This is a genomic window from Devosia sp. LjRoot3, from assembly GCF_964252865.1.
GTDB lineage: Bacteria > Pseudomonadota > Alphaproteobacteria > Rhizobiales > Devosiaceae > Devosia.
Genome location: NZ_CAXUPK020000001.1, coordinates 545,496 through 570,214, shown reverse-complemented (window position 1 = coordinate 570,214; position 24,719 = coordinate 545,496). Strand labels below are relative to the sequence as shown.

At 60.4% G+C, this 24,719-nt stretch carries 20 protein-coding genes; 9 read left to right on the top strand and 11 right to left on the bottom strand.

Going from position 1 to position 24,719, the window contains the following annotated elements:
- Positions 1-2 precede the first annotated feature (2 nt).
- Complete coding sequence (locus tag ACSQ2A_RS02790; protein ID WP_436070987.1) at positions 3-851, top strand: NADPH-dependent oxidoreductase; 849 nt, start codon at positions 3-5, stop codon at positions 849-851.
- On the opposite strand, the gene ACSQ2A_RS02785 is transcribed toward ACSQ2A_RS02790, so the two are convergent.
- The 11 genes from ACSQ2A_RS02785 to ACSQ2A_RS02735 all read right to left on the bottom strand — a co-directional run bounded on the left by ACSQ2A_RS02785 (position 848) and on the right by ACSQ2A_RS02735 (position 12,753).
- Complete coding sequence (locus tag ACSQ2A_RS02785) at positions 848-1,294, bottom strand: RrF2 family transcriptional regulator (protein WP_436070986.1); 447 nt, start codon at positions 1,292-1,294, stop codon at positions 848-850. The genes ACSQ2A_RS02790 and ACSQ2A_RS02785 overlap by 4 nt on opposite strands.
- 164 nt (positions 1,295-1,458) lie before the next feature.
- On the bottom strand, positions 1,459-1,959 hold the full coding sequence (locus ACSQ2A_RS02780; RefSeq protein WP_436070985.1) for a flavin reductase family protein: 501 nt from the start codon (positions 1,957-1,959) through the stop codon (positions 1,459-1,461).
- A gap of 95 nt (positions 1,960-2,054) precedes the next feature.
- The gene (locus tag ACSQ2A_RS02775) at positions 2,055-2,960 is read right to left on the bottom strand and encodes a siderophore-interacting protein (protein WP_436070984.1); all 906 of its coding nucleotides are present in this window, start codon (positions 2,958-2,960) and stop codon (positions 2,055-2,057) included.
- A gap of 2 nt (positions 2,961-2,962) precedes the next feature.
- A complete protein-coding gene (locus ACSQ2A_RS02770) occupies positions 2,963-3,277 on the bottom strand; it encodes a hypothetical protein (protein WP_436070983.1) in 315 nt (104 codons plus the stop codon).
- 849 nt (positions 3,278-4,126) lie between these two features.
- Positions 4,127-5,185 (bottom strand): ABC transporter ATP-binding protein, encoded by a 1,059-nt coding sequence (locus ACSQ2A_RS02765; protein WP_436070982.1) that lies wholly within the window; start codon positions 5,183-5,185, stop codon positions 4,127-4,129.
- A 9-nt stretch (positions 5,186-5,194) separates the two neighbouring features.
- A complete protein-coding gene (locus ACSQ2A_RS02760) occupies positions 5,195-7,396 on the bottom strand; it encodes a glycoside hydrolase family 2 protein (RefSeq protein WP_436070981.1) in 2,202 nt (733 codons plus the stop codon).
- A gap of 7 nt (positions 7,397-7,403) precedes the next feature.
- The gene (locus tag ACSQ2A_RS02755) at positions 7,404-8,222 is read right to left on the bottom strand and encodes a carbohydrate ABC transporter permease (RefSeq protein WP_436070980.1); all 819 of its coding nucleotides are present in this window, start codon (positions 8,220-8,222) and stop codon (positions 7,404-7,406) included.
- A complete protein-coding gene (locus ACSQ2A_RS02750) occupies positions 8,219-9,055 on the bottom strand; it encodes a carbohydrate ABC transporter permease (protein WP_295411382.1) in 837 nt (278 codons plus the stop codon). Before ACSQ2A_RS02750 ends, ACSQ2A_RS02755 begins: the two co-directional genes overlap by 4 nt.
- Before the next feature lie 200 nt (positions 9,056-9,255).
- Positions 9,256-10,530: an ABC transporter substrate-binding protein gene (locus ACSQ2A_RS02745; protein ID WP_295411108.1), complete on the bottom strand. Its 1,275-nt coding sequence runs from the start codon at positions 10,528-10,530 to the stop codon at positions 9,256-9,258.
- Positions 10,531-10,628: 98 nt separating this feature from the next.
- Positions 10,629-11,612 (bottom strand): LacI family DNA-binding transcriptional regulator, encoded by a 984-nt coding sequence (locus ACSQ2A_RS02740; protein ID WP_295411106.1) that lies wholly within the window; start codon positions 11,610-11,612, stop codon positions 10,629-10,631.
- Between the two features lie 148 nt (positions 11,613-11,760).
- Positions 11,761-12,753: an oxidoreductase gene (locus tag ACSQ2A_RS02735; protein WP_436070979.1), complete on the bottom strand. Its 993-nt coding sequence runs from the start codon at positions 12,751-12,753 to the stop codon at positions 11,761-11,763.
- Positions 12,754-13,292: 539 nt separating this feature from the next.
- Here ACSQ2A_RS02735 and ACSQ2A_RS02730 point away from each other — a divergent pair.
- The 8 genes from ACSQ2A_RS02730 (at position 13,293) to ACSQ2A_RS02695 (ending at position 24,594) form a co-directional block, all read left to right on the top strand.
- On the top strand, positions 13,293-14,963 hold the full coding sequence (locus ACSQ2A_RS02730; RefSeq protein WP_436070978.1) for an MGH1-like glycoside hydrolase domain-containing protein: 1,671 nt from the start codon (positions 13,293-13,295) through the stop codon (positions 14,961-14,963).
- A gap of 99 nt (positions 14,964-15,062) precedes the next feature.
- Positions 15,063-16,364, top strand: coding sequence for an ABC transporter substrate-binding protein (locus tag ACSQ2A_RS02725; protein WP_436070977.1), 1,302 nt, complete (start codon positions 15,063-15,065; stop codon positions 16,362-16,364).
- A gap of 68 nt (positions 16,365-16,432) precedes the next feature.
- Positions 16,433-17,326, top strand: a complete 894-nt coding sequence (locus tag ACSQ2A_RS02720) for a carbohydrate ABC transporter permease (RefSeq protein ID WP_295411097.1) — start codon at positions 16,433-16,435, stop codon at positions 17,324-17,326.
- Positions 17,327-17,356: 30 nt separating this feature from the next.
- On the top strand, positions 17,357-18,235 hold the full coding sequence (locus tag ACSQ2A_RS02715) for a carbohydrate ABC transporter permease (RefSeq protein ID WP_051960940.1): 879 nt from the start codon (positions 17,357-17,359) through the stop codon (positions 18,233-18,235).
- Between the two features lie 10 nt (positions 18,236-18,245).
- Positions 18,246-19,301 carry an ABC transporter ATP-binding protein gene (locus ACSQ2A_RS02710; protein WP_436070976.1) on the top strand — a complete coding sequence of 352 codons (1,056 nt, stop codon included), beginning with the start codon at positions 18,246-18,248 and terminating at the stop codon, positions 19,299-19,301.
- A 232-nt stretch (positions 19,302-19,533) separates the two neighbouring features.
- Positions 19,534-20,463, top strand: coding sequence for an ArsR/SmtB family transcription factor (locus ACSQ2A_RS02705; RefSeq protein ID WP_295411093.1), 930 nt, complete (start codon positions 19,534-19,536; stop codon positions 20,461-20,463).
- Between the two features lie 300 nt (positions 20,464-20,763).
- Positions 20,764-22,275 carry an arabinosylfuranosidase ArfA gene (arfA, locus tag ACSQ2A_RS02700; protein ID WP_436070975.1) on the top strand — a complete coding sequence of 504 codons (1,512 nt, stop codon included), beginning with the start codon at positions 20,764-20,766 and terminating at the stop codon, positions 22,273-22,275.
- A 438-nt stretch (positions 22,276-22,713) separates the two neighbouring features.
- Complete coding sequence (locus ACSQ2A_RS02695; RefSeq protein ID WP_436071622.1) at positions 22,714-24,594, top strand: ABC transporter substrate-binding protein; 1,881 nt, start codon at positions 22,714-22,716, stop codon at positions 24,592-24,594.
- Positions 24,595-24,719: the final 125 nt, after the last annotated feature.

Sequence of the window (24,719 nt, the reverse complement as noted above, 5' to 3'; positions counted from 1 at the left end):
AGATGTCGCTGGCGGAAGAAGGCGTTGAAACCCTTGAGACGCGCGCACTGAAACTCCGTCGGCGCTATGGAGAGCTTGCGCCGCTGCCACGCGGGCCGTGGTCGGGCACGCTTGATATCTTGCTGGACCACAAGACAGCGCGGGCCTATTTGCCGGACCAATTGCCGGCGGGTCTCATCGAAACCCTTGTGGCGGCTGCGCAATCTGCGCCGACCTCGTCCAATCTGCAGGCCTGGAGCGTGGTGGCGGTACAGGATCCGGCGCGCAAGGCGCGGCTGTCGCAACTGGCTGGATCGAACAAGCATATCGATGAAGCACCGCTGTTTTTGATCTGGGTGGCGGACTTGGCGCGGGCTCGTACCATCGCCACGCAGAATGGCGCGGCAGGGGATGGTCTCGACTATCTCGAGAGTTTTCTGGTGGCGGCGATCGATGCGGCGCTGGCGGCGCAGAATGCCGTGGTGGCGGCCAATTCGCTGGGGCTAGGCTCTTGTTATATCGGGGGGATTCGGAACAATCCCGAGGCTGTGGCGAATGAGCTTGGCCTGCCGCCTGAAACAATGGCGGTGTTCGGGTTGACGGTGGGCTATCCCGATGTGGAGCGCGAGTCCGAGGTGAAACCGCGGCTGCCGCAGAGCTCGGTCTTACACTATGAGCGCTATGGTGAGGCGGCGCGGCAGAAAGACCTAACTGCTTATAATGAAACGCTAAAATCGTTTCAGAGTGAGCAGAGCATGCCGCTGGTCGACTGGACGGAACTGGTGACGCGGCGCGCTGCGACGACGCCGGCGCTCAATGGGCGGGAGCGGTTGACGGTCGTGCTGCGGAAGCTCGGCTTTAAGCTGGGTTAGGCGACGAGGTCGTTGCTGATGCTATCGATGCCGCCGGCGGCCTGCATGTCGGCGAGGCTGGTATTGTCGAGAACCTCGGCGATGGCGTTGCGGACGTTGAACATCAGCTTGCGGACGCGGCAGGTTTCGATGTCGCAATCGGCGCAGGGCTGGTAGCGGGTTTTGCTGGCGCAGGGGATCGGCGCGAGCGGGCCGTCGAGCACGCGGACGACGTGGCCGATCATGATTTCTTCAGGCGGGCGAGCAAGATAGTAGCCGCCATACTTGCCTTTGCGAGAGTAGACGAAGCCGGCATTGCGCAGCTCGGATAGGATGGCGTCGAGGAACTTTTTCGGGATGTTGTTGGTCGCGGCGATGTCGCCGACCATGGCCAGATCGCCGGGTTTTACGCCGGAGAGGTGGCCCAGAGCCTTCAAACCATATTTGCCCTTGTTGGTGAGCATAGCGAACCGACCATCCTTCAAGCCGCGCGAAAATTTCGCGCAGTTGGTAGATAAAGTCGATCAATCTTCTTAACAAGAGGCTCTATGCCCGATCGGCCCTTTAGGGGCCCAATCAGCTAGCAGACTGTTAGCAGTGAGTGCCGTTTTGAGCTGAATTGGTGACTCTAGAGTGTCTTCCCCCTGTAGGAGACGAGTGGAGTGGTGTCCGGGGTCGAGGTGAAGTCCAAAACCCGGCCGATGATGATGGCCGTACCGAAGCGTTCGATGACTTCCTCGATACGGCAATCGATGACGCCGGCCGCGCCCTCCAAGACCGGAGCGCCGGACGCGAGCGTGGTCCAGGAGCCGAGGCTGAAACGATCGGCGCCCTTGAGATCGCCCTTGCCGCCGAAGGGACCGGCGAGATCTGCCTGAGCGGTCGAGAGGTAGTTGATGGCGAAGTGGTTGCTATCGAGCATGGTCTGCAGGGCCGAAGTCTTCTTGTCGACCGAGACCATCATCATGGGCGGTTCGGCGCAGAGGTGGGTGGCGGAGAGAGCGAGGAAGCCACGGGGACCGTCCTTGGCTTCGGCGGTGACGATGGCGGTGCCGACGGCACGGAGGCCGACCGCTTGCCAGAAGGTGCGGATGTCGATCACCCGTTCGGCATTCGCTGTTTCAGTCACGCGCGATTCTCCAGTGTAGCGGCGCGCAGAATAGGACTTTGCCCGCTCCGGGGCGCGAAAGAAAAACTTCGCGCGCTGGCAACGGTAGCTTTGGCCTATTCGTAGACTTTGCCGAAGCGCCAGTAGCCCATGAGATTGAGGAGGCTCCGGTCGATGCCGCGTTCCCTAATGAGAAGGCGACGGATGGACATGATGGCTTCGGACTCGCCGGCGATCCAGGCGTAGAAGGCGCCTTCGGTGGCCTTGGCCAGTTCCCAGGGAACGTTCTTGTCGATGTCGATGGTTTCGAGCTCGACCGTGGTCTGCTCGGCATTGGCGGCGGGGAGTTTGGCGCGGTCGACGGCGGAGACGAGAAGGTCGCCGGGACGCGGGTCGCCCTGTTCGTGGCGGATGAGCCAGTTGATGTTGAGGCCGGGCCAAGTGGGCAGGGCCAGAGCGTCGGCGCGGTCGGCGACTTCGGCGAAGACTTCGCAGGGTGGCGGGCTTTTGCGCGCGGCGAGTTCTTCGAGGATGCCGGCCAGGGCGGGAACGGCGGTTTCGTCGGCCATGAGGAGGACATGGCGCGGGTCGGCAGGCGGCTTCCATTCGAAACCGCCGCCAATCTTTTCGGAGCGGCGATTGGGGGCGGAGATTTGCACCCTGTCGCCCGGCCTGGCGTGGGTGGCCCAGCGCGAGGCGGGACCGTTTTCGCCGTGAAGGACAAATTCCACGTCCACTTCGGCCTGATCAGCCCGCAGGTTGCGGATGGTGTAGGTGCGCATGGGGACGCGCTCGGCTACGGGGACGGATTTGTAGGTCGCGTACCAGTCTTCGGCGTCCGGCATGTCGGGCACGCGGCCGTCGTCGGTGGGGAAGAAAATCTTGATGCGTTGGTCGGGGGCCCAGGTGGTCATTTCGCGGATTTCCGGGCCGGCGAAGGTGATGCGGCGCAGGTGCGGGGTGACGTCTTCGGAACGCGCAAGGGCGGCGTTGAAAATGCGATAGGGTCGAGTGTGGGACATGCTCAGGCGTGGCCGATGACGGGGGACAAAGCGAGCGAGGACGCGTCGCGCGAAAGGGCCGCGCGGGCCAGGGCGAATTGCAGGGCGTGGACATCGGAATATTCAGCGGGCTCCCAGCCGCAGACGCAGTTGCGCGGGGGCAGGTGGGAGTCGGCGACTTCGCGGTAGACCTTTCCGAGGGCCGTCGCGAGATGTTCGAGCACATCCATGGGCTGGGACTGGTTCACTTCCAGCGCTTCGCAAAAAAGCGTCAGGACGCGCTGATGGAGAATGTCTCCGTTGTCGCGATCGGCGGCGGTGTCGGCATTTTCGTGCATGGCGGCTCCGGGCAATGGCTGGAGCCGCCCGTCTTTAATATGATTTGTTTGGTCATATTAATGGAGGGAGGGGTGGGATGCAAGGGGCATCGGCCGTTGGAGGGGGAGGAGATGGTCGGGTGGGTGGGTCGGGTGGGTGGGTTGGATGGCTCCGGTGGAAGAGGCGGCGGCATCACGGGAGGCGTTTACGGCAAGGGCCTGTGCTTTGCTCACCCCGGTGATGTCATTACTGACGCCGGTTTGGAAACTGAGGTCCCCGCTTTCGCGGGGATGACACGGTGGGAATTGGGTCAGCAGCGCTTGCCTATGCGCCCCCCACCCTTGATCCCTCCCCACAAGGGGGAGGGAGCCGATGGCCGAGGGGTCACAGTTCTTGGGACGGCCACATGCTTTGGCTTTGGAATGCTTCTTCGCTCTCGACGATCGTCACCACCGGGCTTGTCCCGGTGGTCCATGCGGAGGCGAGATGGATTGCCGGGACAAGCCCGGCAATGACGGTGGGGTGGCAGGTGAAGTACGCGCCCCAGGACAAGCAGGGATTCCCGCTTTCGCGTGAATGACACGGTTGGAGCTGGGGACAGCGCGCGTCCAAAGCGATGCCGTTAACTTGGGTGCGTCGCACCCCCACCCTTGATCCCTCCCCACAAGGGGGAGGGAGACGATGGCCGAGGGGTCACAGTTCTTGGGACGGCCACATGCTTTGGCTTTGGAAATGCCCCTTCGCTTTCGACGATCGTCACCACCGGGCTTGTCCCGGTGGTCCATGCGGAGGTGAGATGGATTGCCGGGACAAGCCCGGCAATGACGATGGAGTGAGAAAACGGGGTTGACCGTGCGTGGGGCGAGGTATCAGCGCAGGCGCTTGCCGTCCTTGCCGAAGACGAGCAGCGAGGCGGGGTTGAATCTGGCCTGGTAGCGGTCGCCGGTCTTGAGGGTACGATTGTTGTCGGTGGCGATGGTGAGGAGGTTGGAACCGGCGCCGCGGGCGTATGCGTAGGTTTCCCCGCCGAGGTGCTCGATGATTTCGACTGAGGTGTCGAGGGCGGCGGTGCCGGTGGGGTCGAAGTGTTCGGGGCGGATGCCGACGGTGACGGCGGTGCCGGCCGGAACGGCGACGGGGGATGGGATCAGGTCGTTGGGGAAATCGGCGAGGCGGATGCCGCCGGCTTCGGCGATGCCGGCGAGAAGGTTCATTTTTGGCGAGCCGATGAAGCCGGCGACGAAGAGATTGTCCGGATCATCATAAAGCTCGAGGGGGGAACCGGCCTGTTCGATGATGCCATCGCGCAGCACCACGATCTTGTCAGCCAGGGTCATGGCTTCGACCTGATCATGGGTGACGTAGATGATGGTGGTGTTGAGTTCCTTGTGGAGCCGCGCGATTTCGATGCGCATGTGGACGCGCAGTTCCGCATCGAGGTTGGAAAGCGGTTCGTCGAAGAGGAACACATCGGGGTGGCGCACGATGGCGCGGCCGATGGCAACGCGCTGGCGCTGGCCGCCCGAGAGCTGGCCCGGCCGGCGGTCGAGCAGTTTTCCGAGTTCGAGAATGCGGGCGGCCTCGTCGACGCGCTTGGCGATCTCTTCCTTGGGACGGCCCGCGAATTTGAGGGCAAAGCCCATGTTTTCGCGGACAGTCATATGCGGATAGAGCGCGTAGGACTGGAACACCATGGCGATGCCGCGATGGGCGGGATCGACCTCGTTCATGCGCTTGTCGCCGATGAACAGATCACCCGAGGAGATCTGTTCGAGACCGGCGATCATGCGCAGGAGAGTGGACTTACCGCAGCCGGAGGGTCCGACAAAAACCACGAACTGCTTGTCTTCGATGTCGAGATCGACGCCCTTGATGACATCCACCGCGCCAAAGGACTTCTTCACATTTCGGAGTTTTAGACCGGACATTGGTAATCCTCAGACGGCGGTGAGAGTGGTGACGGTGCGGCCGAGCCGCTCATTGGTGACGGTAACGGTAACCGGGCCCTTGCCGGTCGTGCGCAGCCAGAAGCCGGTGGAACCAGCCCGCAGCGGCACGAGGCCGGGGCCGAGACGCTCGGCGGCGCCCGACACTTCGATAGAAACGGGTTCGGGGAAGAAGGGCAGCTTCTTGCCCGACTGATCGAGCGCACGGATGATGACGCGCACCGTATCGCCTTCCGCACCGAGTTCGGTGTGGTCAGGGGTGACCTGGAGTTCGGTGGCGATCGGGTCGGAGATGAACTTTACCGTCTTTACCACCTGGCCATTGATGTAGCCGGTGATAACCGCGTCTTCCCAGGACATGCCCCAGAGACCGAGTTCCTCGTCGGTCAGGTGCTCACGCTTGATGACGACAGGCGCGTGGGGGAGATGCGGGAAGGCTTCGCGATCGGGGCGGAAGCGCTTGGGCGCGTTGTTGCCATAGGTCAGTTCGACCTCGTCGCAATTGGTGAGGATCATAAGCGGCAGCACGCCGCCGATATTGCGCTCGCCGCGCGCCCAGAAGGTGACGGGTTTGAGGATGACTTCTTCCTCGGGCTCGCACTGGCTGGCATAGGCGAAGGCGGCAAATTTTGGCTCACGGAACATGTCCATGACGCCATGGTGGCAGAGGCGGTCGCCCGAGCCAAAGTCCTTGTGGGTATTGTAGTCGAAGGCGCACCAGCCGATGCAGCCGGCGATCTGCGGATCGCCATAGGCGGCGTTCATCACCTCGAGGTGGCGGCGAACGTGCTCGGCCTGGCGCTGCTCCTGATCAAAACTCTTGGTGGGGTACATGTGCCCCCCATATTCGGTGATCATATAGGGCACGACGCGGTCGAGACCGGTGACCTCCTGCTGCGGGCGCAGCGGGGTGCGCGGGCGATTGCCGCCCCATTCCTCGTTGCCGAGGATGAAGTCGTTCATGGTGTAGACGTCTTCGAGCAGCTCGCTATCGGTGATGTAGCGGACGCCGCCGGTCGGGCGGGTGCTGTCGAGTTCGCGGGCCAGCTTGTTGGTGCGGACGTAGAAGTCGTGGCTGTCCTGGCTTTCGTTGATGCGGACGCCCCAGATGACGATGGAAGGGTGGTTCCAATCGCGGGTGATCATGCGGCGGACGTTTTCAACAGACTCGTCCTGCCACTCAAGCGGGCCGATATGCTGCCAGCCGGGGATTTCTTCGAACACGAGCAGGCCAAGTTCGTCGCAGCGGTCGAGGAAATAGTGGCTCTGCGGATAGTGCGAGGTGCGCACCATATTGAGGTGCAGCTGGCGCTTGAGGATTTCTGCGTCCTGCACCTGGGCCGACTTGCCCAGCGCATAGCCGGAATAGGGGAAGGACTGGTGGCGGTTGAGGCCGCGCAGTTTCAGCAGCTTGCCGTTGAGCTTGAAACCCTCGGTGGTGAATTCGGCGCTGCGGAAGCCGAAGCGGAAGTTGGCAGTGTCCTGGCCGGCTGATGTGTCTGAAGTGACCTCAAGCGTGTAGAGCGCCGGGGTCTTGATGTCCCAGAGGGTGATGCCGGTCAGGTCCTTGAAGGCGACGTCGACCGAGGCGCCGGAGATGGCGGCGTCGGTGGTGGCAATCTCTTTGCCGGAAGCGTCCTTGAGGGTTGCGACCAGGGTGCCGGAGAGCGGCAGGTTTTGCGGGTTGGATAGCTCAATGCGGGCGCGGACGGATTTCTTGTCGGCCAATACGCTGGGCGTTTCGACCTTGGCATTGCCGACAGAGATGTTGGAGGTCACGCGCAGCCAGGCTTCGCGGTAGAGGCCGGCATAGGTGAGGTAATCGATCTGACCGCCGAAGGGCGGGATGGCCGGATTTTCGCTGCCGTCGATGACGACTTTGAGGACGTTTTCGCCGGATTTGAGAAGGCCGGTGAGGCGGCCCTCGAAGGGGGTGTAGCCGTCCTTATGGGCGGCGATTTCCGTGCCGTTGAGATAGACGCGGGAATTGGCCATGGCGCCATCGAAGACGACCGAGACTTCCTGGCCCTGCCACGACGGATCGGCAGCGAACCGCTTTTCGTAGGTGAATTCGCGCTGATAGGCTTTTTCGTCGAAGTAGGAGAAGGGCAGGTCCACCGCATTGTGGGGCAGACGGACGGTGTCCTTGCCTTCGAAGAGCCAGCCGGAATTGAAATCGATCAGAGGTCGCATAGGGGTTCTACTTAACGGCGCCCAGCATGCCTTCGACGAAGCGGCGCTGGAGCAGGAAGAAAATGACAAGGGTGGGAAGGGTCGCAAAAATCGCCCCGACCATGACGACGCCGAAATCGGGCGTATAGGCGGAGGTGAGACCAGCCACGACGAGGGTGAGCGTCTTCATCTCATTGGTCTGCAGGACGATGAGCGGCCAGAGGTAATTGTTCCAATTGGCCATGAAGACGATGATGGTGGCGGCCGCATAGGTCGAGCGCATCACCGGCATGTAGACATAGAGGAAGATCTGCCACTCCTTGAGGCCATCGATGCGGGCAGCATCGCGCAGCTCATGGGGGAAGGCCTTCGTTGCCTGGCGGAAGTAGAAGATGATGAAGATCGAGGCGACCGTGGGCAGGATGATCGCCTGATAGGTATTAATCATCTTGAAGTTGGCCATCATGATGAAAAGCGGGATCATCAGGGCGGCAAAGGGGATGGAGAGCATCAGCAGAAGCCCGCCGAAGACCTTTTCGCGGAACTTGCTGCGGAACATCTCGAAGCCATAGCCGGCAAGCGAAGAGATCAGCAGCGTCAGCGCCGTGCCGACGCCGGCGATGAAGAACGAATTGAACAGAATCCGCGGCATATCGACGGAATTGAAGAACACCGAAATGTTCTGCAGCAGGGCCGTGCCGGGGGTGACCTTGCCCTTGATGATATCGGCGGAATAGTTGGTCGCGCCGATGAGCATCCAGAGGAAGGGAAATACCGAAACGAAGGCGGCGATGACCAGCAGCGTATAGGTGGCGACGCGGCCGAGAAGGGCGAGAGGGTTGCTCATGTGCGGCGCTCTCTTGCGGCCAGGAACTGGATCAGGGTCAGGATGCCAACCATGACGACGATGACGTAGCTGACGGTCGCCGCGTAGCCGAAGCTGGGCATGAACTTGAAGCTCAGGTTGTAGATGTAGAGCGACAGGGTGAGCGTCGAATCCGAGGGGGCGCCGGGGGTCGAGGGGATCAGGTTGGGCTCATCGAAGAGCTGCAGCGTGCCGATGGTCGAGATGACCGTGGTGAAGAGGATCACCGGCTTGAGCATGGGTACGGTGATGTACCAGAAGCGGGCCCAGGCCGGGACGCCGTCGATCTTGGCCGCTTCGTAGATCGAGCGGTCGATGTTCTGCATGGCGGCGAGATAGAAGATCATGTTGTAGCCGGTCCAGCGCCAGGTGATGGCGCTGATGATCACGACTTTCGACCAGAAGGGATCCGCCATCCAGGGAATGGGGCTGGCGATGATGTGGGCGAACATCAGGAACTGATTGATCACGCCGTCCTGGGCGAACATGGAGCGGAAGACGACGGAATAGGCGACGAGCGAGGTGACGCAGGGCAGGAAGATGGCTGTGCGGAAGAGGCCCCTGCCCCAGAGTTTGCTGTCGTTGAGCGCGTTGGCAAAAAGCAGCGCCAGGACCAGCATGATCGGGACCTGGATGGCGAGGAAGGTCAGCGTATTGGTGAGCGCGCGCAGGAACACCGGGTCCTGCGTCAGGCGCATGATATTGGTGAAGCCACCGAAGCTGAAGGCCATGCCGCGGCCGACCTGAAAGCTCATCCAGAGCGACCAGAGGATCGGATAGATCATGAAGAGGCCGAGCAGGACCAGGGCGGGCATGACAAAAAGCCAGCCGCTCAAATGCTCGTTACGCGCGAGACCCGATTGCGCCACGCTATTCTCCGTTATTGTCGCCAAATAGGGCTGCTTCGACCTGTCACGGTGTCATTCCCGCAAAAGCGGGACGCTCGAACTCGCCGGGAAATGACGCGGCGAGTTGGAGAGTAAGGGGCGGCGCGGGCCGCCCCTTACGAAGAACCTTACTGGACCTGCTGGCGGACCTGAGAGTCGATGGCAGCGATGATCTCGTCGATATTGCCGCCCGAAGTGATGTTCGGGATCTGGGCAACAACGGCAGCATCAGCTTCGTTGGTGAAGATGCCGTAGTTCACAGCCGGGATGGCGCTCAGCCAATCGGAGAAGTTCTGCCAGACGGGTGCCCCGCCGAAGAATTCGTCGCTGGCCTTGTAGGCTTCGCCTTCGCGGGCAGCGAGGAGCGAGCCGAGAGCGCCCTGGTTGACGAGGATCTTCTGGTAGAAATCGACGTCCTTGCCCCAGATTTCGGCGAGGAAATCAACGGCTTCGGCCTTTTCGGCGGAGGAGGAGAGAACGTACCAGCTCGAGCCGCCGAGGTTGGAGGCATTGGTGGCGCCTTCGACGCCATCGAGGGCCGGGAGCGGCGCGATGGCCCACTTGCCGGACTGATCGGCATTGGCCTTGATCGTGCCGGTCATCCACACGCCGGTGAAGGTCGAGAGGGTGTCACCCGAGGTGAACGAACCGGTATATTCGGTCCAGCCAGCGACGGGCTTGGAAATGCCGGCAGCGAGGAGACGCTGGTAGGTCTCGATGGAGGCCTTCAGGACCGGATTGTCAGCGATGTGCACGCTGCCATCGGGATTGAAGTACCAGGAGCCTGCCGACTGCATCATGATGCGGAGCCAGCCGGCATCGTTCGGATCGATCGGAAGCAGGGTGCCGCCGGTCTTTTCCTTCACGGCCTTGCCGATCTCGATCAGCTTGTCCCAGGTGATGTTTTCAAGCGCGGCGGCATCGAAGCCGGCTTCGGCGAGAAGATCGGAGCGGTAGAAGTAGCCGGTGACGCCGGAGTCGAAGGGCAGCGAATAGGTCTGGCCGTTCACGGTGGCGAGTTCGACCTTGTAGGGTGCGAAGCCCGAGTAATCGACCTTGTCATTGAGCGGCTCGAAGGCGCCGGGGAACGACTGCAGATACTTCTGGGCGCCGTAGTCTTCGATCAGCACGATATCGGGCAGACCATCGGTGGTGCCGGAAGCGAGCTGGGCCTGGAGCTTGGTTTCAAGATCAGCCTTGGCGAAGTCGACGATATTGACGGTCACGTCGGGGTGCAGAGCAGCATAGCGCTCGGCCGCTTCCTTCATGGTGGCGCCATTGAAGTTGGGATCCCAGCACCAGACGGTGATTTCGAGCGCCGAAGCGGCGGTAACACTGAACATGCTTACGCTGGCAAGCGCGACAGCAGCCGCACGCTTCCAGCCCGTGGACAAACGGGTCATTGCAAATCCTCCCTAGTGGGTGTTTCCTCCACACCCATAGGCAAGACAGTAGCCGCATAAATCGCGCTACGCAATAATTTCAGTAAATTTTTACTGCGTTATTTTTCAAGGGGTTGGCGGGTACTGCCACGCCAGACCAGTTTCGATGCCAGCGTGATCTGCTTGGCAAGTTCCCGACCGCCGACGCGTTCGAGCAGCAATTCCACCGCCCCTTCGCCGATTTCTTCCGCCGGAAGATGCACGGTTGTGAGCGGCGGATTGAGGAATTGAGCGACGGAAATGTCGTTGAAACTCGCCACACCGATATCGTTGGGGATGGAGAGGCCCATTTCGTGAATGGCGCGATAGGCGCCGATGGCCATGGAATCGTTGAAGGTGATGATGGCGTCGGGCGGGCGCTTTTCGCTAAAGATTTCCTTGGTCAGGCGATAGCCGCCCTGCTCGGTATTGTCGCCCGAACGGAACATGCGGTCATCGAACCAGCCAGCCTTGGTCATCCACTGCACGAAGGCCTGGGCGCGGCGATCGCCCCAGCCGATATAGGCAATGCGGCGGTAGCCGAGATTTGCCAGGGATTGCAGCAGCTTTTCCATGGCGAGACGGAGATCGGCCTGAACGCTATCGATCTGGTCGTCAGGCGGGGCATGGTCGGCAAAAACCAATTGGCGGGCATGACGCTGGAGCCACTCGATCTCGTCTTCATCGTGCCTGCCGATGGCAATGACCCCGGAGGCGCTTTGCAGCATGCCGGCATCGGGCTTGGCGTCGGTGTGGTAAACTTTTACTGTTTCGATCTTGAGGGCAGCGCAGCGGCTTTCGATGCCGAGGCGCAGGGCGACGTAATAGGGATCGACCAGCTCCTGTTCGGGGCGCAGGAAATGCACGAGGGCGAGCTTGGTGAGACCCTGGACATTGGCGCGATTGCGATTGCGCGGCGTCGCATAATTGAGCTTTTCGGCCGTCTCGATGATGGCCTGGCGCTTGCGGTTGGAGATCGACAGCGTCGTGTCGTAATTGAGCACGCGCGAAACCGTGGCGCTTGAAACGCCGACTGCCGCTGCGATTTCCTTGAGTGTGACCATGAGGGCGGAAGCTATATGGGCAAAAGCCCAGTGGTCAACGGGATGTTCAACTCCGTTTCAGCTTTGGAACGGGACGGACCGGCGAAGGCCGGGTGACAACCGTGGATAGGCGATCCCCCACGCCTATTTCAGTTAGAACGCGGAGGGACTACCGGCTTGGGTTCACCAGCACCCTGCCCCGCACTTCGCCCTTGAGGATGCGGTTGGCGGCTTCGGGAAGAGCCTCAAGGTCGACTTCTTCCACCAGCGCACCATAGGCGCGGATGTCGAAAAGCTCGGCGACGCGCTGCCAGGCGGCAATGCGCTTTTCATAGGGCTGCATAACGCTGTCGATGCCGAGCAGGTTCACTCCGCGCAGGAGGAAGGGCAGGACGTTGGTGGAAAGCCCCACGCCCGCCGTGTTACCCAGGGCGGCGACGGAGCCGCCATATTTGACCTGTTTCAGCACTTTGCCGAGGACGTTGCCGCCGACGCAATCGACGACGCCGGCCCAGCGGGCGGGTTCGAGTGGCTTGTCGGCATCGGCCAGGAACTCGGCACGGTCGAGAATGCGGGCGGCGCCGAGGGCGGTGAGCGCGGCACTGTTTTCGGGGCGGCCGGAAAGGGCGACGGCGGTGTAGCCGAGGCGGGCCAAGAGCGAAATGGCGATGGAGCCGACCCCGCCTGAGGCACCCGTGACAAGGACTTCGCCGGCGGATGGCGTAAGGCCTTCGGATTCCAGGCGGGTGATGGCGAGCATGGCCGTGAGGCCGGCGGTACCGACGATCATGGCATCGCGCGTGGTGAGGCCCTTTGGCAGGGGCACGAGCCAATCGCCATTGACGCGGGCGCGTTCGGAAAAGCCGCCCCAATGGGTTTCGCCGACGCGCCAACCAGTGAGCACGACGGGATCGCCAGCCCGGTAACGGCCATCGGAGCTATCGCGGACCGTTCCGGCAAAATCGATGCCGGCGACGTGAGGAAAGGTGCGGACGAGACCGCCCTGCCCTGTCAGGCACAGGCCATCCTTGTAGTTCAGATCGGCCCAGTCCACGTCGACCGTGACATTGCCTGCGGGCAGGCGGGAATCGTCCAGCGTTTCGATCGCGTTGCTGACGCTGCCATCCTCGGCCTTTTGCGTAACAAGGGCGCGAAAGCTCATAGGTCCGTCTCCTGATGCCGGTCCGTTATCGTCCCTTGCCTCACAAACAAGGGTTCCCGCTTTCGCGGGAATGACACGGCGATGAATTGGGACAATCTAGCCTGCCGATGGGCAAAGTCAAAAGGCAGTACCGAGTCTTGTATGGTAGTGGAATTGATTTAACTCATTGATATGAAACAGCAAAATTGACAAATTTCGAGTGTTGCACGAAATCGAGTTGACAGAATGCACCTGTGATCGGCACAGTATTGGCATCTAGGCGGGATCAATCCTCCAGGATCGGCCGGAGACGCGTCATGGGCCCAAGGGCCCAGCCAGGGTATGTGGTCAAGCGCGCGCTACGCGGTACGTCTTCTGTCTGACCGAAACAAACACGGACAGATGCTCGTATCGGCCTTCTGGATGGCCCCTTGGGTAACTCAACCGTGCGGTCGCGGTTGGCGGGCAGTCCATTTCTCCCCCAGCACTCGACCCATATCGATCCCGGCATACCGGGACAGGTTTTGCTGCCATTTCGGCAGCTGGGAGGATTTTGGGCGATGGCCGAGGCGCTTGGCGTCAGCGGGGGTGTGTCAGTAGCGGAAACGCTGCTTGCGCGGCTGCGCGCGGCCAAGGTTGCCGTGCCGGTCGATACCGAACATGGCCAGGCGGCGGTCGATGAATTTGTGGCTTCGGGCGTTGCTTTTGTGGCCAGTTCGCCGGCCATGGAGCAGCGCTTTGGCGATGCGGTGCGGGAGCTGATTTCCTGCATCAAGCCGACGGCGGGGAGCGACGCCATCCTCAATGAAGGCGGCATTTATTACGGTTGCTGGCTTGAGAGCACGGGCACGATCAATGCCGAACTGCTGTCGCGGTTTGTTCCTGGTGTGGCAGGAAGCACCTTTGCCGGCTTTGCGCGGCACCAGCGCGAGGATGGGCTTTTTCCCTACAAGCTGACGCAGACGGGGCCGGTGTTTTCGCAGATCCAGACGGTGACGCCGCTGGCGCGGTCGGTCTGGAACCACTTTGCGCTCAATGGGCGGGATCGGGACTATCTCAGAAAGCTCTATGTCGCCATGGGGCGGAACGATGCCTGGCTGGCGCGCTGGCGTGACACGCAGGGGACCGGGGCCGTGGAGGCTTTTTGCGCCTTTGATACGGGGCACGATCTTTCGGCGCGGTTTTGGCATGTGCCGGATTCGCCGGAGGGGAATGATCCCAAGCGCTATCGGGCGGACAATCCGGTGCTGCCGTTTATCGCGCCTGATCTGACGGCAAATGTCGCCTGCCAGCGGGACTATCTCGCCCTGATGGCAGAGGAACTGGGTGAGGACGGTTCCGGGTGGCGCGACAAGGCAGAGGCGAGCCGGACGGCGCTGTTCGAGCAGTGTTTCGATCCCGATGACGGGTTTTTCTACGATCTCGACCGCAATGGCCAGTTCATCCGCGTGCAATCGGATGTGCTGATGCGCGTGCTGGCCTGCGAGGTGGGGGACGAGGACTTTTTCGCCGAGGCGCTGGGCCGGTATCTGCTCAACACGCGGAAGTTTTTCGCGAAGTATCCGTTCACGTCCATAGCGCTTGATGATCCGCGGTTCGATCCGGCGTTTGACTATAATAGCTGGTGCGGGCCGACGAATTTTCTGACGCTGATCCGCGCAGCCCATGCCTTTGAGCATCATGGGCGGCATGTGGAGCTCACCTGGATGATGCAGCCGGTGCTTTCAGCACTCGTCCGGGGCGAGCGCTTTGCGCAGACGATCAATCCGTTCAATGGCGCGATGGGTTTTACCGAGGTCTATTCGCCCAGCATCTTGTGCCTGCTCGATTTCATCGAGCGGCTGACGGGGATTTTGCCGCGGCCGGAGGGAACGCTGTGGTTTACCGGGCTCGTGCCCTATCAGATCGAGCATCGGGATGTGCAGCATGCCACCGCCTATGCTCGGGTGGTCGATGGGCAGCGGTTTGAGATGGTCAATGACGGGGTGACTCTGCGCGTGTTTCGCGATGGGGCGCCGCTGTTTTCGGCGCCCAAGGGTGTGCGCGTGGTGACGGATCGGGCGGGCAAGATCGAAGCGCTGATCGGGATGAGCGTGACGACGGTCGCCGGTGCGCTGGAGATTGGTGGCGCGCGGCTCGACTTTGCCATTGGGCCTAATGAAGTGCTGGCGCTCAGGGATGGCGCCTTCACACGACAAAAATCTTCGCGGCTGACACACCCAACCTATTGATCGGAGACACTAGCAGCGAAAGACCGCTTCAGCCGGAATGCACAAGACCAAGTAAACGCATCCAGTTCTGACGTACGTAGCTCATTTCGGGAGGAAACCATGAGCAAATTCAACCGCAGGCAGTTCCTGCACACTTCGGCCGGCTTTGCCGGCTCCGTCGCCGTAATGTCCGCCTTTGGCCGGCCGGCCTTTGCGCAGGACACGGCCGTGCGCCACTTCTGGTGGGGCAATCCGGAACGCGACAAGCGCACCTTTGCGGTCATCGACATCTATAACGGCAAGACGCCGGGTGTGGTGGTTTCGGGCGAAACGCTGGGCTTTGCCGACTATTTCACCAAGCTGACGACGCAAATTGCGGGCGGCAACATGCCCGACGTGATCCAGCAGGGTTATGGCGTGCTGTTCGAATATATCGCCAATGGCGCCGTGGTGCCGCTCGACGATTTTGTTGGCAAGAGCCTCGATATTTCGAAGATGGACCAGAGCGCCATCGATGCCGGCACGGTGGACGGGAAATTCTACGCGCTCTCGATCGGCGCGAATTCGCATATGGCGGTGTTCAATACCCGGCTCTTTGAAGAAGCGGGCGTGAAGCCGGGCGAAACGTTTGATCCGTTTGCGTACACTTATGACGAGCTGAAAGAGTTCGCGGCTGCGATCAAGGAAGCAACTGGGGTTCCGGGCACCGACGACAATACGGCCGACTATCAGAACTTTTCCGATTTCACCGTGCAGAAGGGCGCCAACCTTTACAATGAGGACGGCTCCTATGGTCCGACGCAGGAAATCGTCGAGGAATATTGGAGCACCTGGGCTGGTATCCGCGATGCGGGTGGTACGCCTCCGGGGCCGGAATCGGCGGCGCTGGCCGGGGTTTCGGAACTGAGCCAGCTTGGTGTGGTCACCGGCAAGTCGGCGATGTCATATCTCTGGAGCAATCAGCTCGTTGGTGTGCAGGGGCTGATGCAGGATATTTTGGGCGCGGCGGTTTATCCCAATACGCCCGAGATGATCCCGGGATCGGTGATCCAGCCGAGCCAATTCGTGTGCCTGACGCGCGACAGCGGCAATCCGGAAGCGGCGACGGCGTATATGAGCGCCTTCGTCAATGATCTCGATATGACGGCAGTGCTCGGGCTTGAGCGCGGTATTCCGTCCAATTCCGAAGTGCGCGCTGCGCTGGAGCCGAACCTGTCGGCGGCCGAAAAAGTGTCGGTGGAATTCTTCGACAGGATCCAGGGAAAGACCGCCCCGCTGACCGCACCGCCGCCGAGCGGTTCGGCCGAAGTGGAGCAGACTTTCGAGCGTCTCGCCGTTTCGGTGCTTCTCGGCGAGCGGACCATTCCGGAAGTGGCGACGGACTTCCTCAATCAGGCAAAGGCGATCCTGGCTCGCGCCTAAAAGCCTGACCCTGCCCGCCGCCCTTTCCCTGGAGGGCGGCGGGTGTTTTTCATAGTGACGAGGCTGGGATGCATAAATTCCTGAGACGCAATTTCGCCGGCTATGCCTTTTTGTCGCCCTGGCTGATCGGGTTTTTCCTGCTCGCTATCGGGCCGATCCTGGCGTCGCTCTATCTCAGCTTCACCAAGTACAATGTGGTTCGGCCGCCGCAATGGATCGGCTTGGACAACTATTTCTACATGTTCCAGATGGACCAGCGTTTCTGGAAAGCGCTGCAGGTGACGTTCCAGTTCGTGGTTATTTCGGTGCCGCTGAAGCTGATGTTTGCGCTGGGTGTTGCCATGGCGCTCGACAAGGGTATTCGCGCTATTGGGTGGTATCGGGCGCTGTTTTATCTGCCGTCGATCCTCGGCGGGTCGATCGCGGTCGCGATCCTATGGCGGCAGTTGTTCAATTATGACGGGGTGATCAATTCGATCCTGCGGCTTTTTGGGGGCGATGGGCCCTATTGGCTCAGCGATCCAAAGTATTCGCTGTGGACGCTGATCGTGCTGGCGATCTGGCAGTTTGGTTCGCCCATGCTGATCTTTTTGGCGGGGCTGCGGGCCATTCCGCAGGAGCTTTATGAGGCGGCGGAAATCGATGCGGCGGGGCCGGTGCGGAAGTTTTTCGCCATTACCGTGCCGCTGCTTGCGCCGGTGATCTTCTTCAATCTCGTGTTGCAGATGATCGAGGCGTTCAAGAGCTTTTCGGGTGCGTTCATCATCTCCGGCGGTACGGGTGCGCCGCTCGATAGCCTGCTGTTTTTCACGGTCTATCTCTACAACGAGGCATTTGCGTTCCTGCGCATGGGTTACGCCTCGGCGCTTGCCTGGGTGTTGTTGCTGATCATTGCCCTGTTCACCGCTATCGCCTTCTGGACCTCGAAATATTGGGTCCACTACGAGAACGAGAGGGGCTGAGCGATGACCGAGGCGACCATTACCCCCGCCATGCTCAGCACCGCCGAAGTGGCGCGCGCCTATCGCGAGGCCAAGGCCAAGCGCGCCAAACGCGCGGCGCTGCTAAAGCATGTATTTTTGATCGTGACCTCGCTGATCATGATCTATCCGCTGCTCTGGATGCTCGCGAGTTCGCTGAAGCCGGATAACCAGATCTTTGGTGATCTCGGGCTCTGGCCGCGGGAGTTTCAGTGGCAGAACTATTGGGCGGGGTGGAACGCCCTGCCCGTGAGTTTCACGACGTTTTTCTGGAATTCGACTGTCGTCACCGTGCTGTCGGTGATCGGCAATGTCATCTCATGCTCGTTTGCCGCCTATGCCTTTGCGCGGCTGGAGTTTTCAGGGAAAACCATATGGTTTGCGCTGATGATGATGACGCTGATGATCCCCTATCACGTCGTGCTCATTCCCCAATACCTGCTGTTTTTGAACCTTGGTTGGGTGGATACCTATCTGCCGCTGATCGTGCCGCGGTTTCTGGCGGGGGATGCGTTTTTCATCTTCCTGATGATCCAGTTCTTCCGGCAATTGCCGCGCGAACTGGACGAGGCGGCGATGATCGATGGGTGTTCGCCGTTCAAGATCTATTGGGCGATCATCATGCCGCTCAGCCTGCCGGCCATGGCGACGGCGGCGATCTTCTCGTTCATCTGGACCTGGGAGGATTTCCTCGGGCCGCTCGTCTATCTCAATGACATGGAAGACTACACGGTGCCGCTGGCGCTGCGCAGTTTCATCAGTTCGGACGGGGTCAGCCAATATGGACCGATGTTCGCCATGTCGATCCTCTCGATCCTGCCGATCATCCTGTTCTTCGTTATTTTCCAGCGACTTATCATCCGCGGCATTGCCATGAGCGGGCTGAAGTAGGAGTTTTGCCATGGCTGCAGTTACCCTTTCCGAAGTGCGCAAGAGCTATGGGCAGGTGCCGATCATTCACGGCATCGACCTGGCGGTGAACTCGGGTGAATTTCTCGTGCTGGTCGGACCTTCTGGCTGCGGAAAATCGACGCTGTTGCGGATGATTGCCGGGCTTGAGGAGATTACGGACGGGACGATCGCCATCGGCGACCGGATCGTCAATGACCTGCCGGCGAGCCAGCGGAACCTGTCGATGGTGTTTCAATCCTATGCGCTCTATCCGCATATGAGCGTGCGGAAGAACCTGGCTTTTGGGTTGGTGAACCTGCGCATGCCGCGGGAAGAGATTGACCGGCGGGTGGCGGAAGCGGCGCGCATTCTGCGGATCGAGGAGCTGCTGGAGCGCAAGCCGCGGCAGCTTTCGGGCGGGCAGAAGCAGCGCGTGGCCATCGGGCGGGCGATCGTGCGGGAGCCGCAACTGTTCCTCTTCGATGAGCCGCTATCCAATCTCGATGCCGAGCTGCGGGTGCAGATGCGCGTCGAATTGGCCAGCCTTTACAATCGCTTGGGCACGACGATGATCTATGTCACCCATGATCAGGTGGAAGCCATGACCATGGCGACGCGGATCGTGGTGCTGAACAAGGGGCGGATCGAGCAGGTCGGGACGCCCTATGAACTCTACAATGCGCCGGCGAATCTGTTTGTCGCGACGTTCATTGGATCGCCGAAGATGAATGTGCTGGCGGCGACGGCGGCGGGCGGGAAAGTGGACGTTGCGGGGCTTGGTACGCTGTCCCTGCCGGTTGATAAGCAGGCCGAAGGGAAGATCAGCATTGGAGTGCGGCCGGAGCAGGTGACGATTGGCGCTGGCGAATTGACGGTCGAGGGGACGATCACGCTGGTCGAGTATCTGGGGAGCGAGGTGTTCCTTTATGTGCGCGTCGCTTCGGGTGACACGCTGCTGGTGCAGGCGCCGGGGCAGTCGCAGTACAAGATACACGACCCCATCACACTGGGGATAAATTCCAAAGAAGCCCATTATTTCAATGAGGAAGGGCTGCGGGTGGGGTGAGGCCCCACCTCGGTCGTCATTGCCGGGCTTTGTCCCGGCAATCCATCTAGCCTCCGCATGGACCACCGGGACAAGCCCGGTGGTGACGATGGTGGAGAGATCGCATCACCAAAGTCGATGCTTTGAAATGCCTTGTTTTGGGGCCTTTGTGACGAAATTATTGCATGTCGCTTGATTGGTTCAGACTTTTTGATAGACAATTGCTGTCCATCATCTGAAAGCCTAATCCCCTATGAGCCGTAATTTTCTGGTCGTCGATCCCGAAGAGGATATCGAGGTTCTGAAGGGTTTGGCCTCGCCGATCCGGGTGCGCATTCTGAAGCTGCTGCATGTGGAAGGGCCGCTCAATGGCAATGACATTGCCGACAAGCTGGACCTGCCGCAGTCGACCGTATCGACCAATCTGCAGATCCTTGAGACGGCCGGGCTGATCCGGACCGAGACGCAGAAGGCGCGGAAGGGCAATCAGAAGATTTGCCATTCGACGTTTGACGAAGTGCTGGTGATGTTCAAGGACGACATCACGCCGTTGCGGTCGAACTCTATCGAAGTTGCCATGCCGCTGGGGCTTTATACGAGCTGTGAAGTGTCGGCGCCGTGCGGGCTTTGCTCGACTGAGGGGATTATCGGGTTGCTCGATGTGCCTGAGACCTATCTCGAGCCGGACCGGATGAAGGCGGGGCTGATCTGGTTTACTCGCGGGTTCCTCGAATATCAGTTTCCCAACAATGCTAAGTTGGCGCAGAACACCATTGAAGTGCTTGAATTTGCGCTGGAATTGAGCTCGGAAGTGCCGGGGACTTCGGCGGATTGGCCGAGCGATATTACGCTATCGGTCAATGGCACCGAAATCGGGACCTGGACGTCACCGGGGGATTTTGGCGACAAGCGCGGGGTCTATACGCCGGACTGGTGGAAGCTCAAGGGCAGCCAATATGGCAAGCTCAAGAGTTGGCGCGTGACGGGCGAAGGCACCTATGTCGATGGGGTGAAGATTTCGCCGGTGTCGCTGGTGGACCTCGATCTTTCAAATCACCACTCGATCCGGTTGCGGATTGCGGTGAAGCCTGATGCCAGGCATCCGGGCGGGATCAATATCTTTGGGCGCGGTTTTGGGAACTACGACCAGGATATCATTATGCGGTTGCAGACGGCGCGGTAGGGTTTCACGCCATGCGCCATTCCGGCGAAAGCGGGAATCTTAAACCACGGTGGACGAAGGGATTCCCGCTTTCGCGGGAATGACGCCGTGGGTGAAATGTTGGGTTTGTGGTTGGGGCGGGATGGATTGCCGGGACGAGCCTGGCAATGACGATCATCTGGGAGGCCGCGCGCACCGCGAAAGCGGCCTCGTCCAAAAATCATACAAAAGTGCCGGGAGCGACTTCACAGGGCGTGTTTCGTCCTGTACAACCGATTTACTGATACAAATCAGAAAAACAGATTGTATGGGAGGACGAGGGTGAAGGCGTCTGTCGTAGCGAATAAGGATTACACGATCTCCAAAATCGATGATCGTGTCTATGGGGCATTTCTCGAGCACCTCGGCCGCGCCATTTATGAGGGCATTTATGAGCCCGACCACCCGACGGCCGACAAAGACGGCATGCGTGGCGACGTCGCCAAGCTGGTGAAGGATCTCAATGTACCCGTGGTGCGCTACCCCGGGGGTAACTTTGTTTCGGCCTACAATTGGGAAGATGGTGTCGGACCGCGTGAGGAGCGCCCGACCCGTCTGGACCTGGCCTGGCACACATCGGAAAGCAATGCCGTCGGCGTGCATGAATTTGCCGACTGGTGCGCCACTGTTGGCACCGAGATGATGCTCGCTGTGAACTTGGGTTCGCGCGGCGTCGACGAGGCGCGCAACTTCCTTGAATATGTCAATCATCCCGGCGGCTCCTACTGGAGCGACCTGCGCATCAAGAACGGGCGCAAGGAGCCGTGGAACGTAAAAATGTGGTGTCTCGGCAACGAGATGGACGGCCCCTGGCAGGTCGGCCACAAGGACGCGCATGAATATGGCAAGCTCGCCGCCAACACGGCGCGCGCCATGCGCATGTTCGACAAGAGCCTCGAACTGATCGTTTGCGGTTCGTCGAACTCGGATATGCAGAGCTATCCCGATTGGGAACGGATCGTGCTGGAGCACACCTATGATCACGTCGATCATATTTCGCTCCACATGTATTTCGCCAATCGTGACGACAATACTCCGAATTACCTCGGCCTCAGCGAAAAGCTCGACACCTATATCGAGACCGTTGCCTCGACGATCAAGCAGGTGAAGGCCAAGCGCAAGTCGAAGAAGGACGTCTATATTTCCTTCGACGAATGGAACGTCTGGTATCATTCGAACAAGAAGGATCGCGAGATCCTTGACGGCAATGGCGGCTGGCCGCATGCGCCGGGCCTGCTTGAAGACATCTACAATTTTGAAGACGTACTGATGGTCGGCCTGATCCTCAACACCTTCATCCGCCGCTCGGATGTGGTGAAGATCGCCTGTATCGCCCAGCTCGTGAACGTGATCGCTCCGATCATGACCGAGAAGGGTGGCCCGGCATGGGCACAGACCATCTACTACCCCTATTTCTTCGCTTCGGTCTTTGGTCGCGGCACGGCGCTGCAGCTCGTCACCAATTCGCCGGGCTATGAAACGACGCATGCCAAGGACACTGCCTATGTGGACGTTTCGGGCGTGCACAATGAAGAAGAGGGCACGCTGAGCTTCTTCCTCGTCAATCGCCACACCAGCGAAAGCATCGAGACGGAAGTGAGCCTGCAGGGCTTTGCCGGCGGCACTGTGATCGACCATCAGGTGATGACGCATCCGAATTTGAAGGCCGTCAACACGGCCAAGAACCAGGATGAAGTGAAGCCCAAGAAGGGCGAAGGCACCAAGGTCGAGGGCGGGAAGCTCTCGGTTAAGCTGCCGCCGTATTCGTACCAGATGGTGCGGGTGAAGCTGTAAGGCGGAACTATCGCGCCTGCGACCCCACCCCCTCCCGACCTCCCCCATCAAGGGGGAGGTGCAGGGATGGTGGTTGGGGCGAGAAAGTGCCACCCACTCGGTCTGCACCTCCCCCTTGATGGGGAGGTTGGGAGGGGGTGACGCACTATCAAAAGCGCACGATTGCGTCATGACTTCGCTAGCAGACTGTTAGCATTCACCGGCTCCCAGCGGTGAAAACGGAGGCACATCGGCAACGATGTGCCTCTCTTCATTTTGTATCATGTTTTCCGATTTATATCACACAAGCGATTGACAACCCCTACCCCCTAGTTAAGTATGACTTATGACGGCGCTGGAGGGCGTCGAGAGCGGAGTGCGGGAGGCATTTCGCCCATGGGAGGATACAGAATGGATAGACGTAGTTTCCTGATCGGAACAACGGCGGTTGGCGCGTTGATGGTCGCCGGCAAGGGCCTGGCCTTTGCGCAGGAAGCCGAAGGTTCGGCTCCGGACCTGGCGCAGTTTCCCCGCAGCGAAACCGTGATCGTGCACAATCCCGAAGGGATCATCCGCAACCCGGCATGGTTCAACCTTTGGGCCGTGGGCGCGGGCAATGGCACTTCCAACGGCCTGCACAACCTGACGACCGACACGCTTTGGTTCATCGATCCCGATCGCGGCGTCGAAGGCGCCAGCGAGAACGCGGTCTACAATTCGCTCGCCGACGATCTCTGGCAGTACAATGAAGACTTCTCGGAAATGACCGTGAAGCTCAAACAGGGCATCTACTGGAGCGACGACGTCGAGTTCACCGCCGACGACGTGGTGTTCACGGTGCAGAAGCAGGCGGCGACGCCCGGCACGCCCTATAATGGCGCTTTCTCCAACCAGGTCGCCGAAGTTACGGCGCCGGACAAATACACCGTCCACTTCAAGCTCAAGGCGCCGAATTCGCGCTTCCATGCGCTGTTCTCGGTGCGCTGGACCGCAGCATGGATCATGCCCAAGCATATCTATGAAGCTGTGGACGACATCCTGAGCTACGACGCCAATCCTCCGGTTTCGCTCGGGCCCTACACGCTGCACTCGTTCGATCCGAACGGCACCTGGTATATCTGGGAAAAGCGCGCGGACTGGGAGCGTACGGCGCTCGGCAAGGTCGGCGAACCGAAGCCCAAATATATCATCTACCGGAACAATATTTCGACCGATAACCGCCTGATCGAGATCCGCAACGGCAATCTCGACATGGTGCACGACCTGACGCCGGAAGGCACATTCTCGGTGGTGCAGCAGGATCCGCAGATCCAGGGCTGGTTCCCGGGCTTCCCCTATGCCCATCCCGATCCGACGCTGGTGATGGCGATCTTCAACCACCAGAACCCGAAATTCCAGGACAAGCGCGTCCGCTGGGCTCTGGCTCTGATGCTCGATGCGCGTGCCATGTCGATGGCTTCGTATCGTGGTGCGGCAACGCTCTCGGCCATTTCGGTGCCGCCGACCGGTACGCATCCGCGCGACTACCATGCACCGCTGCAGGAATTCCTGACCAATTACGAGATCGACACGGGCACCAGCAAGGTGAAGCCGTACGATCCCAATATCGGCGTGCAGATTGCCGATATGGTTCGTCCGCAGTTCGGCGATGCCGTGCCGACCGACGAAACCGCCGTGCGCAACGCCTTCGGCTATGGCTGGTGGAAGCAGAACATTCCGGCGGCAGAAGAACTGCTCACCGCGGCCGGTTTCACCAAGAACGGCAACCAGTGGATGCAGCCTGATGGCACGCCCTTCACCTTCTCGGTGATGGTGCCGCAGGAAGGTGTGGTCAACCGTCTCGGCGTGATCATTGCCCAGACCTGGGCCCAGAATGGCATCGGCGCGCAGGCCGAAGTCGACGCCGACACCTGGGGTCGCCAGCGCGTGGGCAATTACGAGTGCAATATCGCCTGGGCCGTGGAAACCTGGGGCGGTCACCCCGACCTGTCGTTCTTCATGGACAGCTATCACTCGGCCTATGTCGCCGAGCCGGGCGCTTCGCAGCCGGATCGTAACTGGATGCGCTGGAAGGATCCGCGTCTCGACGAAATCATCGAGAAGATCCGCGGTATCGACTTCAACGATCCCAAGGGCATCGAATACGGCCATGACTTCGTGAAGCTGCATCTCGAAGAAATGCCGAATATTCCGATCATGGCCTACAACGTGTTCTCCATCCAGTCGAACAAGTTCTGGACCGGCTGGCCGAATGCGGAAAACAACTATGCCAACCCTGTGACCAACTGGTCGAACGGGCGGTATATCTTCACCCAGATTACGCCTGTCGCAGGGGCGTAAGAGCGTCCTCCCGGGTGGCGTGGCGCAAGCCACGCTGCTTTGGGGAGCGCGGTCACCTGCGCTCCCCACGAATTTTCTCCCGCGGGCGAGAAGAGATTCCCGCCGTCGCGGGAATGACGCTGTGG